The sequence below is a fragment of the Dactylosporangium sp. CA-052675 genome, assembly GCF_050947935.1.
Classification (GTDB): Bacteria; Actinomycetota; Actinomycetes; order Mycobacteriales; family Micromonosporaceae; genus Dactylosporangium.
Genome location: NZ_CP192010.1, coordinates 7,642,280 through 7,657,270, shown reverse-complemented (window position 1 = coordinate 7,657,270; position 14,991 = coordinate 7,642,280). Strand labels below are relative to the sequence as shown.

At 77.3% G+C, this 14,991-nt stretch carries 6 protein-coding genes (1 of these 6 running past the window's edge); all 6 read left to right on the top strand.

Annotated elements, in window-relative coordinates; all coding sequences use genetic code 11:
* Tightly spaced (each overlapping or abutting the next), the 6 genes in view from ACQP1P_RS34080 to ACQP1P_RS34055 form a layout consistent with a single transcriptional unit that may run on beyond the window.
* A protein-coding gene (locus ACQP1P_RS34080; RefSeq protein ID WP_433077276.1) for an amino acid adenylation domain-containing protein crosses the window boundary here: on the top strand, positions 1 to 9,199 show its 3' portion. 2,090 nt of this gene lie to the left of the window's left edge; the window shows 9,199 of its 11,289 coding nt (coding positions 2,091-11,289); its start codon lies off the left edge, out of view; the stop codon is at positions 9,197 to 9,199.
* Positions 9,196 to 10,950, top strand: a complete 1,755-nt coding sequence (locus ACQP1P_RS34075; RefSeq protein WP_433077274.1) for an ABC transporter ATP-binding protein — start codon at positions 9,196 to 9,198, stop codon at positions 10,948 to 10,950. The genes ACQP1P_RS34080 and ACQP1P_RS34075 overlap by 4 nt, the downstream gene beginning before the upstream one ends.
* Positions 10,943 to 12,640 carry an ABC transporter ATP-binding protein gene (locus tag ACQP1P_RS34070; protein ID WP_433077272.1) on the top strand — a complete coding sequence of 566 codons (1,698 nt, stop codon included), beginning with the start codon at positions 10,943 to 10,945 and terminating at the stop codon, positions 12,638 to 12,640. The genes ACQP1P_RS34075 and ACQP1P_RS34070 overlap by 8 nt, the downstream gene beginning before the upstream one ends.
* Positions 12,631 to 12,858, top strand: coding sequence for an alpha/beta fold hydrolase (locus tag ACQP1P_RS34065; RefSeq protein ID WP_433077270.1), 228 nt, complete (start codon positions 12,631 to 12,633; stop codon positions 12,856 to 12,858). The genes ACQP1P_RS34070 and ACQP1P_RS34065 overlap by 10 nt, the downstream gene beginning before the upstream one ends.
* Complete coding sequence (locus ACQP1P_RS34060) at positions 12,855 to 13,661, top strand: siderophore-interacting protein (RefSeq protein ID WP_433077268.1); 807 nt, start codon at positions 12,855 to 12,857, stop codon at positions 13,659 to 13,661. The genes ACQP1P_RS34065 and ACQP1P_RS34060 overlap by 4 nt, the downstream gene beginning before the upstream one ends.
* A complete protein-coding gene (locus ACQP1P_RS34055; RefSeq protein ID WP_433077266.1) occupies positions 13,648 to 14,991 on the top strand; it encodes a cation:proton antiporter in 1,344 nt (447 codons plus the stop codon). Before ACQP1P_RS34060 ends, ACQP1P_RS34055 begins: the two co-directional genes overlap by 14 nt.

Here is a 14,991-nt window from a genome sequence, read left to right as displayed (position 1 = left end):
GTGCACCGTCGACACGCTCATGGCCCGGGTGTCGGAGAGCGACACCCCGCTCGTGGGGCGGCCCATCGGCAACACCCGCGCGTACATCCTCGACGCCTGGCTCCGCCCCGCCTCCCACGGCGAGCTGTACCTGGCCGGCGCCCAGCTCGGCCGCGGCTACCTCGGCCTGCCCGGCCTGACGGCGGCCCGGTTCGTGGCCGACCCGTTCGCGCCCGGTGAGCGGATGTACCGCACCGGCGACGTGGTCCGCCGCACCGACTCCGGCGCCCTCGATTTCGTGGGCCGGGCCGACGACCAGGTGAAGATCCGCGGCTTGCGGATCGAGCCCGGCGAGATCGCCGCCGTGCTGCTGGAGCACCCGGACGTGTCCCAGGCCGTCGTCGTCCCGCACGACGGCCGCCTGGTCGCCTACACCGTCGGCCCGGCCGGGAACCTGCGCGAGTGGGCCGCCGGGAAACTGCCCGAGCACCTGGTGCCCGCGGCCTTCGTGAGCCTCGGCCGCCTCCCGGTCACCGTCGCCGGCAAGGTCGACAAGCGCGCCCTGCCCGCGCCCGGCTTCGCCGCCCAGACCGGCGACGCCGCCCCGCGCACCGCGGCCGAGGAGATCCTGTGCGGCCTGTTCGCCGAGGTGCTGGGCCTGCCCGGCGTCGGCGTCGACGACGGCTTCTTCGCCCTCGGCGGCGACAGCATCGTGAGCATCCAGCTCGTCGCCCGCGCCCGCGCCGCCGGGCTGCGCATCACCCCGCGCCAGGTGTTCGAGCTGCGCACCGTGGCCGCCCTCGCCGCCGTGGCCGCCCCGGCGACCGCCCCGGCCGCCGCGGACGCCGGCGGGATCGGGGACGTGCCGCTCACCCCGGCCGTGCGCCGGCTGCTCGGGGCCGGGCCGTGGCGGCGGTACAGCCAGTCGATGGTCTTCCGCGCCCCGCGCGACGGACTGCGGCACGCCGTCCAGGGCCTCCTCGACCGCCACGACCTGCTCCGCGCCCGGCTCACCCCGGCCGGGCTGCACGTGCCGCCGGTCGGCACCGTGGACGCCGCGGCCCTCATCCGCACCGGCACCCGGACCCTCGGCGAGGAGCTGGCGGCCGCGGCCGACCGCCTCGACCCCGAGGCCGGGATCATGCTCCAGGTCGTCCGGCTCGGCGACCGGGTCGCGTTCGTGGCGCACCACAGCGTCGTCGACGGCGTCTCCTGGCGGATCATCGCCGACGACCTCACGAACCCGGGTCGCACCGCCCCGGCCGGCACCTCCTTCCGCGAGTGGGCCGTGGGTCTCGGCGCCGTGGAGACCGGCAGCCAGCGCGACTACTGGCGGGCGGTCGTCGGCACCGAGGCGGAGCCGCCGCTCGGCGACCGCCCCGTCGACCCGGCCCGCGACACGGTGGCGACCGCCCGCACGGTCACCGTCGGCACCGACGCCGGGCCGCTCGGCGCGCAGGTCGCCGACCGGCTGCTGACCGGCCTGGCGCTCGCCCTCACCCGGCGCTGCGGCCGCGACTCGGTGCTCGTGGAGCTGGAGGGGCACGGCCGGGAGGAGGAGCTCGTCCCCGGGGCCGACCTGTCGCGCACGGTGGGCTGGTTCACCACCGAGTACCCGGTCCGGCTCACCCCCGGCGACCCCGCCACCGCCCTCAAGCGCGTCAGGGCGCAGCTGCGCGCGGTCCCCGACCACGGCGCCCGCTACGGGCTGCTCGACCTCGGCGGCCCGGAGCCGCAGGTGCTGTTCAACTACCTGGGACGGTTCGACGGCGGTGGCCCGGAGGCCGGCGAGTGGGCGCCGGTCGGCGGGCTCGGCGGCGCGGCCGACCCGGCGATGCCGCTCGCCCGGACCCTGGAGATCAACGCGTCCGTGACCGGCGGCCGGCTCACCGCCACGCTCACCTACCCCGGCGGCGTCCTCACCGAGGCGGCCGTGCGGGCCGTCGCCGCCGACTGGTTCGCGGCCCTGGCCGAACTGCCCGCCGGGGACCCCGGGCTCACCCCGGCGGACCTGCTGCAGCCCGGCCTCGCCCAGGACGAGATCGAGGCCCTGGAGCGGCGCCCGGGCGGGCTCGCCGACGTGTGGCCGCCGACCCCGCTGCAGGAGGGCCTGGTCGTCCTGGCCGCGCTCGCCGAGGACGTCGACCCGTACGTGGTGCAGCAGGTCCTGGAGCTGCGGGGCCCGCTCGACGCGGCCCGGCTCCGGGCCGCCGGACAGGCGCTGCTCGACCGGCACCCCGCCCTGCGCGTCGCGTTCCCGGCCGGGCCCGGCGGCGTGCTGCGCCAGGCCGTGTCCGCGCGCGCCGAGCTGCCGTGGGCCGAGGTGGACCTGCGCGACCACCCGGACGTCTTCGAGCAGGACCGCGCCCGCGGCTTCGACCTGGCGCACGCCCCGCTGCTGCGCCTCACCCTCGTGCGGCTGGGCGCCGAGCACCACAAGCTCATCCTCACCAACCACCACGTGCTGCTCGACGGCTGGTCCACGCCGCTGGCCGTCCGGGACCTGTTCGACCTCTACGCCGGGCGGGCGCTCGCGGGGCCGCGGCCGTACGAGGAGTACCTGCGCTGGCTGGCCCGCGCCGACCGCGCCGCCGCCGAGCGGGCCTGGCGCGACGCGCTCGCCGGCCTCGACCAGCCGACCCTCGTCGCGCCCGGCGCGGGCGCGGTCCTCGACGCCCGCCCGGGCCGGCTGGAGCGCGAGCTGCCGGCCGAGCTGACCGCGCGGCTCACCGCGTTCGCCCGGGCCCGGCAGGTCACGCTCAACACCGTCGTCCAGGCCGCCTGGGCCGTGCTGCTCGTCCAGCTCACCGGCCGCACCGACGTCGTCTTCGGCACCACCGTCTCCGGCCGCCCGGCCCAGGTCCCCGGCGTCGAGGACATGATCGGCTGCTGCATCAACACGCTGCCCGTGCGGGTGGCGCTCGACCCCGCGGAGGGCTGGGACGCGCTGCTCGACCGGCTTCAGGCCGGCCAGGCGGCCCTGCTGGACCACCAGCACCTGCCGCTCGCCGCCATCCAGCGCCAGGCCGGGACGGGGGAGCTGTTCGACACGCTCACCATCTTCGAGAGCTACCCGCTCGACGCCGACGCGCTGCGCGACGCCACCGGCGCCGGCGGGCTGCGGATGACCGAGGTCACCGGCGACGACGCCCCCCACTACCCGCTCACCCTCGCCGTCGCGCCCGGCGACCGGCTCCGCCTCGGCCTGGCCTTCCGCGCCGACGTGTTCTCCGCCGCCGGGGCCGAGGACATCCTGGATCGGTACGCCGCCGTCCTCGCCGGCCTCGCCGCGCGCCCGGCCGCCCCGATCGGCCGCGCCCTGGCCGGGTGCGGCGACGAGGGACTCTCCGGGGCGGTGTCCGGGCCGGCGCACCCGGTGCCGCAGACGAGCCTGCCGGAGCTGTTCCGCGCCGCCGTGGCCGCGCACCCGGACGCCGAGGCCCTGCGCTGCGAGGACGCCGCCCTGACCTACGCCCAGCTCGACCGGCGCGTGGACCGGCTCGCCGCCTGGCTGCACGCCCAGGGTGTGCGGCCGGAGAGCGTCGTCGCCGTGGCCCTGCCGCGCTCGCTCGAGCTCGTCGTCGCGCTGCACGCCGTCCACCGGGCCGGCGCGGCCTACCTGCCGCTCGACCCCGCCCACCCGCGCTCGCGCAACGAGATGCTGGTCGCGGAGGCGGGGGCGCGGGTCGTCCTGACACCGGAGAACGTGCACGAGCACGGCCCGGCGTCGTGGGAGGCGCCGCGGGTCCGGCCCGGCTCGGCGGCGTACGTCATCTTCACCTCCGGCTCGACCGGCCGCCCCAAGGGCGTGACCGTCGAGCACCGGGCGATCGTGAACCGGCTGCTGTGGATGCAGGACGCGTACGGCCTCGAACCGGGCGAGCGCGTCCTGCACAAGACACCGGCCGGCTTCGACGTGTCGGTGTGGGAGTGCTTCTGGCCGCTCATCGCGGGCGCCACGCTGGTCGTGGCCCGCCCCGACGGCCACCGCGACCCCGCCTACCTCGCGGCCCTGATCCGCCGCGAGGCCGTCACGACGCTGCACTTCGTCCCGTCCATGCTGCGCGCCTTCCTCGCGGAGCCGGCCACGCACGGGCTGCCCCTGCGGCGGGTGATCGCCAGCGGCGAGGCCCTGCCCGCCGACGTGGCCGCCCGCTTCGGGGCGCTGCTGCCCGGGGTGGAGCTGCACAACCTGTACGGCCCGACGGAGGCCGCCATCGACGTCACCTTCCACCCCGTCGACCCCGCCGCGACCGGCCCGGTCCCGATCGGCCGTCCACTGTGGAACACCCGGGCCGTGGTGCTGGACCCGTGGCTGCGACCCGTCCCGGCCGGCGTGACCGGGGAGCTGTACCTCGGCGGCGTCCAGCTCGCCCGCGGCTACCGCGGCCGTCCGGGCCTGACCGCCGAGCGCTTCGTCGCCGACCCCTTCACCCCCGGGCAGCGCCTCTACCGCACCGGCGACCTGGCCCGCGTCACCGCCGGCGGGCTCCTCGAGTACGCGGGCCGGACCGACGAGCAGGTGAAGATCCGCGGGCAGCGCGTCGAGCCCGGCGAGATCGCCGCGGTGCTGTCCGGGCACCCGGCGGTCCGCGAGGCCGTGGTGGTGGCCCGCGACGGGCGGCTGATCGCCTACGTGGCCGGGGACACCGGCGGCCTGGCCGAGTGGGTCGCGCGGCGGCTGCCCGAGCACCTGGTGCCGGCCGCGTTCGTGCGGCTCGACGCGCTCCCGGTCACCGCGAACGGCAAGCTCGACCGGGGCCGCCTGCCCGCGCCCGACTTCGCCGCCCGGGCCGGCGACGACGAGCCGCGCACCGAGGCCGAGGCGGTGTTCGCCGGGCTCGTCGCCGGCGTGCTCGGCCTGCCCCGGGCCGGGGTCCGTGACGGCTTCTTCGCCCTCGGCGGCGACAGCATCCTCGCGCTGCGGCTCACCGCCCGGGCCCGCGAGGCCGGCTGGCGCATCACCGCCCGCGACGTCTTCGCCCGCCCGACCGTCGAGGGCCTCGCCGCCCTCGCCACGCCCGTCGAGCGGCAGCGGCGCGACGCGTCGGCCGCCTGGGGCGACATCCCGGCCACCCCGATCATGCGCGAGCCGGGCGCGGCCGACCCGCGCCTGTCGCAGTCGATGCTGCTGCGGGCGCCGGACGGGCTCACCGACGCCGAGCTGACCCGCCGCGTGCAGGCCCTGCTCGACCGCCACGACGTGCTGCGCGCCCGCTGGACCGGCACCGGGCTGCACGTGCCGCCGCCCGGCACCGTCGACGCCGCCGCGCTCGTCGGCGCCAGCGATCTCGACCCGGCCGCCGGGCGGATGCTGCGGGCGGTCCGCCGCGCCGACGGGGTGCTCCTGGAGATCCACCACCTGGCCGTCGACGCCGTCTCGTGGCCGATCCTGCTCGACTTCGACGCCACCACGGAGCCGGGCACCTCGTTCCGCGAGTGGGCCCTGGCCCTCGCGGCCGCGGACCGCACGGGCGAGCTGCCGTACTGGCGCGCCGTCCTGGCCGGGACCTCGCAACCGGCCGGGCCCGTCGCCCTCGACCCGGCCCGCGACACGCTCGGCACGCTGGAACAGGTCACGGCGACGGTGCCGGCCGTCACACTGCCCGCCTTCCGGGCCAACCAGCAGGACGTCCTGCTCGCCGCCCTCGCCCTCGTCCAGCGTGACGTGCTCGTCGAGCTGGAGGGGCACGGCCGCGAGGAGGCGCTGCTGCCCGGCGCCGAGCTGTCCCGGACCGTCGGCTGGTTCACCACCGTGCACCCGGTGCGCCTGTCCACAGTGGACGACGATCCCGTGGCCGCGCTCAAGGCCGTCAAGGAGCAGCTGCGCGCGGCCCCCGACGGCGGCATCGGCTTCGGCCTGCTCCGCGACCACCTGCCCGCCGTGACCGCGCCGATCCTGTTCAACTACCTCGGCCGGCAGGGCACCGGCGGCGACGACGGCCCGTGGCGCCCGCTCGGTGGCCTGCGCGGCGACGCCGGCGACCACCTCCCGGTCCGGCACCCGTACGCCGTCGAGGCGTCCACCGTGGACGGACGTCTCCGCCTCCGCATCGCCTACCCGCGCCATGCCGTCGCCGAGTCCGACGCCCGGGCGCTGCTCGACGCCTGGACGGCCCAGCTCGAACGGCTGGCCGCACTCGCGGACGGGCCCGGCGCGCTGAGCCCGTCCGACGTCCTCGCCGACGTGGATCAGGCCGCCCTCGACGAGCTCGCCCTGCGCTTCCCGGGCCTGAGCGACGTGCTGCCCCTGACCCCGCTGCAGGAGGGCCTGTTCTACCTGCACCAGCTCGACCCGGCCGGGTACGCCGTGCAGCAGTCCCTGGCGCTCGACGGCCAGCTCGACCCGCAGCGCCTGCGGGCCGCGGCGGCGACGCTGCTGGACCGTCACCCCAACCTGCGGGCGGCGTTCACCACGACCGCGCAGGGCCGCCCGGTGCAGCTCATCGCCCCGGCGTCCCCGGTGCCCTGGCGCCTCGCCGAGGGGGACGCCGAGGGCGAGGCCGAACGGGAGCGGTCCCGCCCGTTCGACCTGGAGCGGGCCCCGCTGCTGCGCATGCTGCTGGTCCGGCACGGCGCCGACCGGCACACGCTCGTGCTCACCCAGCACCACCTGCTCGTCGACGGCTGGTCCGGGCCGCTGGTCGCCCGGGAGCTCCTCGCCGCCTACGCCGGGGCCCTGCCCGCGCCCGCGCGCCCCTACCGCGACTTCCTCGCCTGGCTCGCCGCCGCGGACCGGGCCGCCGCCGAGACCGCCTGGCGCGACGCCCTCGCCGGGATCGCCGGGCCGACCCTGGTCGCGCCCGGCGCCACCGGCCGGCCCGGCGGGCCGCCGGGCGAGCTGAGCGCCGAGCTGCCCCCGGCCGCGGCCGCGTTCGCCAGGGAGCGCGGGATCACGCTCAACACCCTGGTGCAGGGCCTGTGGGCGGTGCTGCTGGGCCGGCTCACGGGCCGGGCCGACGTCGTCTTCGGCGCCACCGTCGCCGGCCGCCCGCCGGAGCTGACCGGCTCCGCGGACATGATCGGCCTGTTCATCAACACCGTGCCCGTCCGCGCCCGGCTGGCCGGCGACGAGAGCTGGGCGGCGTTCCTGACCCGGCTGCAGGCCGAGCAGGCCGCGCTCCTGGAGCACCAGCACCTCGGCCTCGCCCCGATCCAGCGCCTCGCCGGGGTGGGCGAGCTGTTCGACACCCTGGTGGTGTTCGAGAGCTACCCGGTCGACGCGGACCGGCTCGAGGACAGCCAGCGCGCCGCCGGGCTGAAGCTCGCCGAGGTGACCGCCCGCGACGCCACCCACTACCCGCTCACGCTCGTGGCCGCGGACGACGACGGGCTGCACCTCACGCTGGAGTACCGCCCCGACGTCTTCGACGCCGCGACCGCCCGGCTGCTGCTCGATCGGCTCGTCGCGCTCGCGGCCGAGGCGGCCGCCGATCCGGCCCGGCCCGTCGACCGGGCCGACGCCCTCACCGCGGCCGAGCGCCACCGGATCCTCGTGGAGTGGAACGCGGGGCCGGTGGACGTGGTGCCGGCGACGCTGCCGGGGCTCGTCGCCGGCTGGGCCGCGCGGACCCCGGACCGCACCGCCCTGGTGGTGGGGGAGCGGCGCTGGAGCTACGCGCAGCTGGTCGCGGAGGCCGAGGCGCTGGCCGGCGTGCTCGCCGCGGCCGGGGCCGGGCCCGGGACGATCGTGGCGCTCGTGCTGCCCCGCGGGGAGCACATCGTGCCGGCGATCCTCGGGGCGATGGCCTCCGGCGCGGCGTACCTCCCGATCGACCCCGACTATCCGCCCGCCCGCATCGCGGCCATGCTCGCCGACGCGGGCCCGGTCGTCACCCTCGCCGTGCGCTCCACCGTGGACCTGCTGCCGCCCGGCACCGAGACCCTCGTGCTCGACGGGCGCCTCCACACGGCCGCCGCGGCGCCGGAGCCGATCACGCCGGAGCACCCCGCGTACGTCATCTACACCTCCGGCTCGACCGGCCGCCCCAAGGGCGTGCTCGTGCCGCACCGGGCCGTGGCGAACCTCCACGCGAGCCACCGGGCGCGCATCCTGGGCCCGGCCGCCGAGCGCCTCGGCCGCCCGCTGCGCATCGCGCACAACTGGTCGTTCGCCTTCGACGCCTCCTGGCAGCCGCTGCTGGCCCTCCTCGGCGGCGACGAGCTGCACCTGGTGACCGGCGCGGCGCGGCGCGACCCGCGGCTGCTCGCCGCCCTCCTGCGCGACCGCGCGATCGACGTCGTCGAGGTGGCCCCCTCGCACCTGGAGCAGCTGCTCGCGGCCGGCTTCGACGCGGCCGGGCTGGCCGTGCTCGGCGTCGGCGGGGAGGCGGTGCCCGGCCCGCTCTGGGCGGCCCTGGCGGCGCTGCCGGACACCGAGTCGTACAACTTCTACGGCCCGACCGAGTGCACCGTCGACGCGGTCGTGCAGCGGGTGAAGGAGGTGCCGCGGGCGCTCATCGGCCGGCCGGTCGCCAACCTCGCGCTCTACGTCCTCGACGCCCGGCTGCGGCCCGTCCCGCCCGGCGTCGCCGGTGAGCTCTACATCGGCGGCGCCCAGGTGGCCCTGGGCTACCTGCGCCGGCCCGGCCTGACCGCCGAGCGCTTCGTCGCCGACCCCTTCACCGCCGAGCCGGGCGCGCGCATGTACCGCACCGGCGATCTGACCCGCTGGAGCGCCGACGGGCGGATCGACTACCTGGGCCGCGCCGACGACCAGGTGAAGATCCGCGGGCACCGGGTCGAGCCGGGCGAGGTCGCGGCCGCCCTGGCCGAGCACCCCGGCGTCGGCCGGTGCGTCGTGGTCGCCGAGAGCGGGCGCCTGCTCGCCTACGTGGTCGGCGACGCCGACGGGCCCGAGGTGAGGGCCTGGGCGGGGCGGCGGCTGCCCGCACACCTGGTGCCGGCCGCGGTCGTCGTGCTCGACGCCGTCCCGCTCACCGCCAACGGCAAGCTCGACCGGGCCGCGCTGCCCCGGCCGGAGCACGTGGCCGCCGGTCGCCCGCCGCAGGGCCCGGCCGAGGAGCGCCTGGCCGCGCTCTTCGCCGAGGCGCTGGGCGTCGCCGGGGTGGGTGCGGAGGAGAGCTTCTTCGACCTCGGCGGGGACAGCCTCGCCGCGATGCGCCTCACCAGCGCGGCCCGGGCCGCCGGGGTGGAGCTCAGGCTGCGCGACCTGCTCGAGCTGCGCACGGTCGCGGCCCTCGCGGCGGTGGCGGCATGAGCGATCCGCAGCGAAGCGGCGGTGGCGGCCTGAGCGGTCCGCAGCGAAGCGGACGGGACGGCCTGAGCGGTCCGCGGCGAAGCGGAGGGGACGGCCCGGGCCCGGCGGCGCTGCTGCGCTCGTGCCTGCGCCACGCGGCCCGCGGGGTCACGGCCTCCTGGGTGGGCGGGCTGGCGTACCAGGGCGGCCTGATCCTGCTCCCGTGGTGCCTCGGCCGCGCCCTCGACGAGGGCATCACGGCCGGCGACCGGCCCGCCCTGGCGCGCTGGGCCGCCGCGACCCTCGCCGTGTCCGCCGCGCTCACCGGCGCCGAGTTCGCGATGCGCTGGTGGGCCGCGCTCGCGGGCGTGCGGGCCGGCAACGCCCTGCTGCTGCGGCTCGCCGCGCGGGTGCTCGGCTGGGACGCGCGGACGGCCGGTGGCTTCTCCGCCGGGGACCTCGTCACCCGCGGCACCCGCGACGTCGAGACGATCATCGTGTGGATCGCCGCCGTGCCGTCGCTCGTCAGCGGCGTGCTCGGCCTCGTCGCGGTCATCGCGGTCGTCGCCACGCTCGGCCCGGCCCTCGCGGCGGTCGGGCTGGCCACCGTGCCGCTGCTGGTCGCGGTGAACCTGTGGTACCCGCGGCGGTACGAGCGGGCCAACAGCGCCCTGTCCGCGGCCCACAGCGCCCGCGCCGACGCCGTCGAGGACCTGCTCTCGGCCGGCACCGCGGTCCGCGGCCTCGGCGGCGAGACCGAGCTCGTGCGCCGCCACCGGGCCGCCAGCGACACGGTCCGCGAGCGCACCCTGGCCCTGGCCCGGGTCGCGGCCTCCTGGGCCGCGCACGCGCCGTTCGTGCCGTGGCTGGCGACCGCGGCCGGCGTCGGCGTCGGCGGCCTGATGGTGCTGGACGGGGCGTTCTCCGTCGGCGGCCTGGTCGCCTTCGCCGGCTGGATGACGCTGCTCGGCCGCCAGGTGATGATGCTGACCTTCCGCTTCAGCCAGCTCGGCGACGCCTGGACGGCCGCGAGCCGCATCGGTGCCGTTCTCGGTGCCGGGGCGGGCGAGGCGGCGGGCGCGGGCCGGGCGCCCGAGGACGGCGAGCTGGTCGCGGCGGACCTGGTCGTCGAGCGCCCCGGCCGGGCGCCGCTGCGGCTGCCCGGGCTGACGGTCCACAGTGGAGCGTTTGTGGCCGTGGTCGGCGGCGTCGGTACGGGCAAGACGACGCTCCTGCGCCTCCTGGCCGGTCTCGAGGAGCCGAGCGCGGGCACGGTCCGGTTCGGCGGCACCGACCTGCGGGAGCTGGACCCGGACGGCCTGCGCGACGCGATCACCATCGTCGGGCAGCGCCCCCTGCTGCTGTCCGGCACCATCGCCGAGAACCTGCGCCTCGGCCGCGACGGGCTCACCGACGACGCCCTGCGCGAGGCGTGCCGGACCGCGGCCGTCGACACCTTCCTCGACGGGCTCCCCGACGGCCTGGCGACCGCGGTGGGGGAGCGCGGCAGCTCCGTCTCCGGCGGCCAGCTCCAGCGCCTCGCCCTCGCCCGCGGCCTGCTGCGCGGCGCGCGGGTGCTGCTGCTGGACGACGTGACCTCGGCCGTGGACGCCGCGACCGAGCGGCGCATCCTCGACGGCCTGCGCGCCCTGGACGTCACGATCGTCTTCGCCACGTCCCGCCCCGCGGTGGCCGCGGCCGCCGACCGCGTGATCGACCTCGGCGAGGCCGTGACCACGACGACCGGCAAGGAACTGGTGGGCAATGGCTGACGTCAGAAGGCTCGCCGAGGAGCCGGACCTGCGCCGGGTCCTGCGCCGCGCCTGGCCGCACCTGCGCGCGCACCGCGGCATCGTCGCCGCCGGGATCGCCGTCAACCTGGTGTCCACGCTCGCCCTGACCCTCGTGCCGGTGCTCATCGGCCGGGCCGTCGACCGGCTGCTCGACCACGACCGGCCCGGGCTGCTCGTCACCGCGGGCGCCGTGCTCGGCCTGGTCGTCGCCCGGACCCTGCTGCTGCGCTGGTCGGAGCTGCTGCTCACCCGGGCCGGCGAGCGGGTCGTGCAGGGGCTGCGGGACCTGGTGGTGCAGCGGCTCGCCGCCGCCCCGCTGCGCTTCCTCGAGGCGCACCGCGGCGGCGACCTGCTGCGCCGGGCCACCGTCGAGATCGCCGAGCTGGCCACCTTCGTGCGCAGCCAGCTGCCGGACCTGATCTCGCTGGGCGGGTACCTCGTCTGCACCGCGCTCGTGCTCGTCGGCTCCTCGTGGTCGCTCTTCGTGGTGCTGCTGGTCGTGTTCGCCCCGCCGATGTGGTGGATCACCCGGCGGTTCCGCCGCGCGGCCGAGCGGGCCTACCCGGCCGAGGCCGCCGCCCAGGCCGACCTCGCCGCCACCTTCACCGAGAGCCTGCAGGCCCGCGAGCAGCTGCGCATCGACGGCGCCACCGGCACCTGGCTCGGCCGCCTGGAGCGGGAGACCGGCGCCTACCTGCGCACGGCCCGGGCCGCCCAGCGCGCCGCGACCTGGATCGACGTCACGTGGGTGATCCAGGGCCTGACGAGCGCGGCCCTGCTCGTCGGGGGCGGCCTGCTGGCCGGCGCGGACCTGGTGACCGTCGGCGTGGTGGTGACGTTCGTCCTGGCCAGCCGGGACCTGTTCAGCTCGGTCGACGACTTCACCCTCGTGGCCGGCGAGATGCTCGAGTCCCGGGTCGGGCTGGCCCGCCTGCTCGACCTGCTGGAGGCCGCCGAGCCTCCGCCCCGGGTGGGCGTCGTCGCGGACGCGCCGCGGCCACCGCACCGGGGGCTCGTGGCGGAGGCGGTCAGCTACGCCTACCGCGACGGCGAGCCGGTGCTGCGCGACGTCTCGGTGTCGTTCGCGCCCGGGGAGCACGCCGGGATCGTGGGCGAGACCGGCTCCGGCAAGACGACCCTGGCCAAGCTGCTGTGCGGGCTCTACCGGCCCGACGGCGGCGCGGTCCGCCACGGCGGCGACGACCTCGCCGCGCTCGACCCGGCCGAGCTGCGGCGGCGGCTCGTGCTCATCCCGCAGCAGGTGCACGTCATCGCCGGCAGCCTCGCCGACAACCTGGCGCTCACCCCGGGCCGGCCGACCCGGGCCGGCTTCGCCGCGGCCGCCGACCGGCTCGGCCTCACCGGCTGGGTCGAGGGGCGGCCGGGCGGATTCGACGCGCCGCTCGGGCGCCGGGGCGAGCGGTTCTCGGCCGGCGAGCGGCAGCTGGTCGGCCTGCTCCGGGCCGCGATGATCGACCCGGACGTGCTCATCCTCGACGAGGCCACCGCCGACCTCGACCCGCGCACCGCGCACCGCATCGAGGCCGCTCTCGCCCGGCTGCGCGCCGACCGCACGGTCCTCGTCATCGCCCACCGCGCCGGCACCATCGAGCGCCTGCCGAGGGTCGTGCGCCTCAGCGCGGGCCGGGTGGAGCAACCATGCCCCTGATCGACGTCGGGGGCGTGCGGCTCTACGTGCCCTGCCTGGTGGTCGGGTTCGCCGACGACCTGATCGCCGCCGCCGCGCTCGGCCGCCAGGTGGCCACGGCCATTCCCCGCGCCCGCTACGGCGAGATTCCCGACGCCGGGCACCACGGCTACCTCGAACAGCCCGGCCGCGTCAACGCCGAACTTTTCCAGTTCCTGTCCGCCAAGGAGACCGCATGAGCCCCGCCCGCGACATCGAGCTCGTCTGGCACGACCTGACCCCGCGGCTGCTCGAGGTCCGGCGCGTGCACCGGCTCAGCCCCGGCATGGTCCGCGTGACCTTCGGCGGCGAGCAGCTCGACGGCTTCTGCCACGCCGCCCCCGACGACCACGTGAAGGTCTTCTTCCCCGAGCCCGGCGCCGAGCTCCCGGTCATGCCGACGCTCGGCGAGGACGGCCTGCAGCCGCCGCCGCCCGGCTCGCCGCGGCCCGTCTACCGCGACTACACGGTGCGGTTCCTGCGGCCCGGGCAGCGCGAGCTCGACATCGACTTCGCGCTGCACGGCCACGGTCCGGGCGGGTCCTGGGCGGCGCAGGCGCGGCCGGGGCAGCGGCTGGGCATCCTCGGCCCGCGGGGGTCGAACCTGGTGCCGCTCACCTTCGACTGGTACGTCCTGGGCGCCGACGAGACCGCCCTGCCCGCGCTCGCCGCCTGGCTCGAGCGGCTCCCCGAGGGCGCGCGGGTCATCGCCCGCATCGAGGTCGCGAACGCCGCCGAGGAGCAGCCGCTCACCACCCGCGCCGACGCCGACGTCCGCTGGCTGCACCGCGAGCGCGGCGAGACCCTCGCGGCCGAGCTGACCGGCATGGCGCTCCCGGCCGGCGACGGCTACGTCTGGGTCGCCGGCGAGGCGGGCGGCCTGAAGCCGATCCGCCGCCATGTGCGCAGCCTGGGCCAGGACAAAGCATGGACAGAGATCGATGGTTATTGGAAGTGTGGGGTGGTGAACCTCGACCACCACGAAGGGGATGACGGTGAGTAATCCACTGCCCAGCCTCGCACCACACGTCCTGCTGGTCTTCCTGCTGCAGATCTCGCTGCTGCTGCTGGTCGCCCTCGCGCTCGGCCGCGTGGCGGTGCGGTGCAAACTGCCCGCCCTCGTGGGCGAGCTGCTGACCGGCGTGATCCTCGGCCCGTCGCTGCTCGGCAACTGGGCGCCCGGCGCGCTGCGGTGGCTGTTCCCCGACGACGCCAACCAGCTGCACCTCGTCGACGCCGTCGGCCAGATCGGCGTGCTGCTGCTCGTCGGGGTCACCGGCGCCCAGCTCGACGCCGCGATGATCCGCCGCCGGGGCGTCACCGGCGTGCGGGTCAGCCTCTGCGGCCTGCTGCTGCCCCTGGCGCTCGGCGTCGGCGCGGGGTTCCTGGTCCCGGCGGCGCTGCTCACCGGCCGGACCGACCGGTGGGTGTTCGCGCTGTTCCTCGGCGTGGCCATGTGCGTGACGGCCATCCCGGTCATCGCCAAGACCCTGGCCGACATGGGCCTGCTGCACCGCGACATCGGGCAGCTGACCCTCGCCGCCGGCTCGGTCGACGACGCGATCGGCTGGTTCCTGCTCTCGGTCGTCGCGGCCGCGGCCACCACCGGGGTGCACGCCGGCTCGGTGGCGCTGTCGGTGGTGTACCTGCTGGCCTTCCTCGCCGCCGCCCTGCTGATCGGCCGCCCGCTGGTGCGGTGGGTGATGCGCCACGCCGCGCGCTCGAGCGAGGGCGGGGTCCGGGCCACCGCGGCCGTCATCCTGATCCTGCTCGGCGCGGCCGCGACCCAGTCGATGGGCATGGAGGCCCTCTTCGGCGCCTTCATCGCCGGCATCCTCATCGGGCAGACCCGGGAGCGTCCGGGTGAGCTCGACGCCGGCCCGGGCCGGCCGCTGTGGACCGACCTCGCGCCGCTGCGCACGATCGTGCTCTCGGTGCTGGCGCCGGTCTTCCTGGCCACCGCCGGGCTGCGCATCGACATGCGGGCCCTGGCCGACCCGAAGGTGCTCCTGGCCGGCCTCGCGCTGCTGCTCATCGCGATCATCGGCAAGTTCGTGGGCGCGTACGCCGGGGCCCGGGCCAGCCGGTTGTCGCACTGGGAGGCGATCGCCCTCGGGGCCGGCATGAACTCGCGGGGGATCGTCGAGGTCGTCGTGGCCACCACCGGCCTGCGGCTCGGGGTGCTGAGCATCGCCACGTACACGGTCGTCGTCCTCATCGCCGTCGTCACGTCGGTGATGGGCCCGCCGATCCTGCGCTGGGCCATGAGCCACGTCGACGTCACGGAACAGGAGCGCTCGCGGGAGCAGTCGCTCGCCGCGACGCCGGTCTAG

Bases quoted from the DNA above. Each gene is read 5' to 3' on its own strand.
- ACQP1P_RS34075 (WP_433077274.1), top strand. From the start codon at position 9,196: ATGAGCGATCCGCAGCGAAGCGGCGGTGGCGGCCTGAGCGGTCCGCAG.
- ACQP1P_RS34070 (WP_433077272.1), top strand. From the start codon at position 10,943: ATGGCTGACGTCAGAAGGCTCGCCGAGGAGCCGGACCTGCGCCGGGTC.
- ACQP1P_RS34065 (WP_433077270.1), top strand. From the start codon at position 12,631: ATGCCCCTGATCGACGTCGGGGGCGTGCGGCTCTACGTGCCCTGCCTG.
- ACQP1P_RS34060 (WP_433077268.1), top strand. From the start codon at position 12,855: ATGAGCCCCGCCCGCGACATCGAGCTCGTCTGGCACGACCTGACCCCG.
- ACQP1P_RS34055 (WP_433077266.1), top strand. From the start codon at position 13,648: ATGACGGTGAGTAATCCACTGCCCAGCCTCGCACCACACGTCCTGCTG.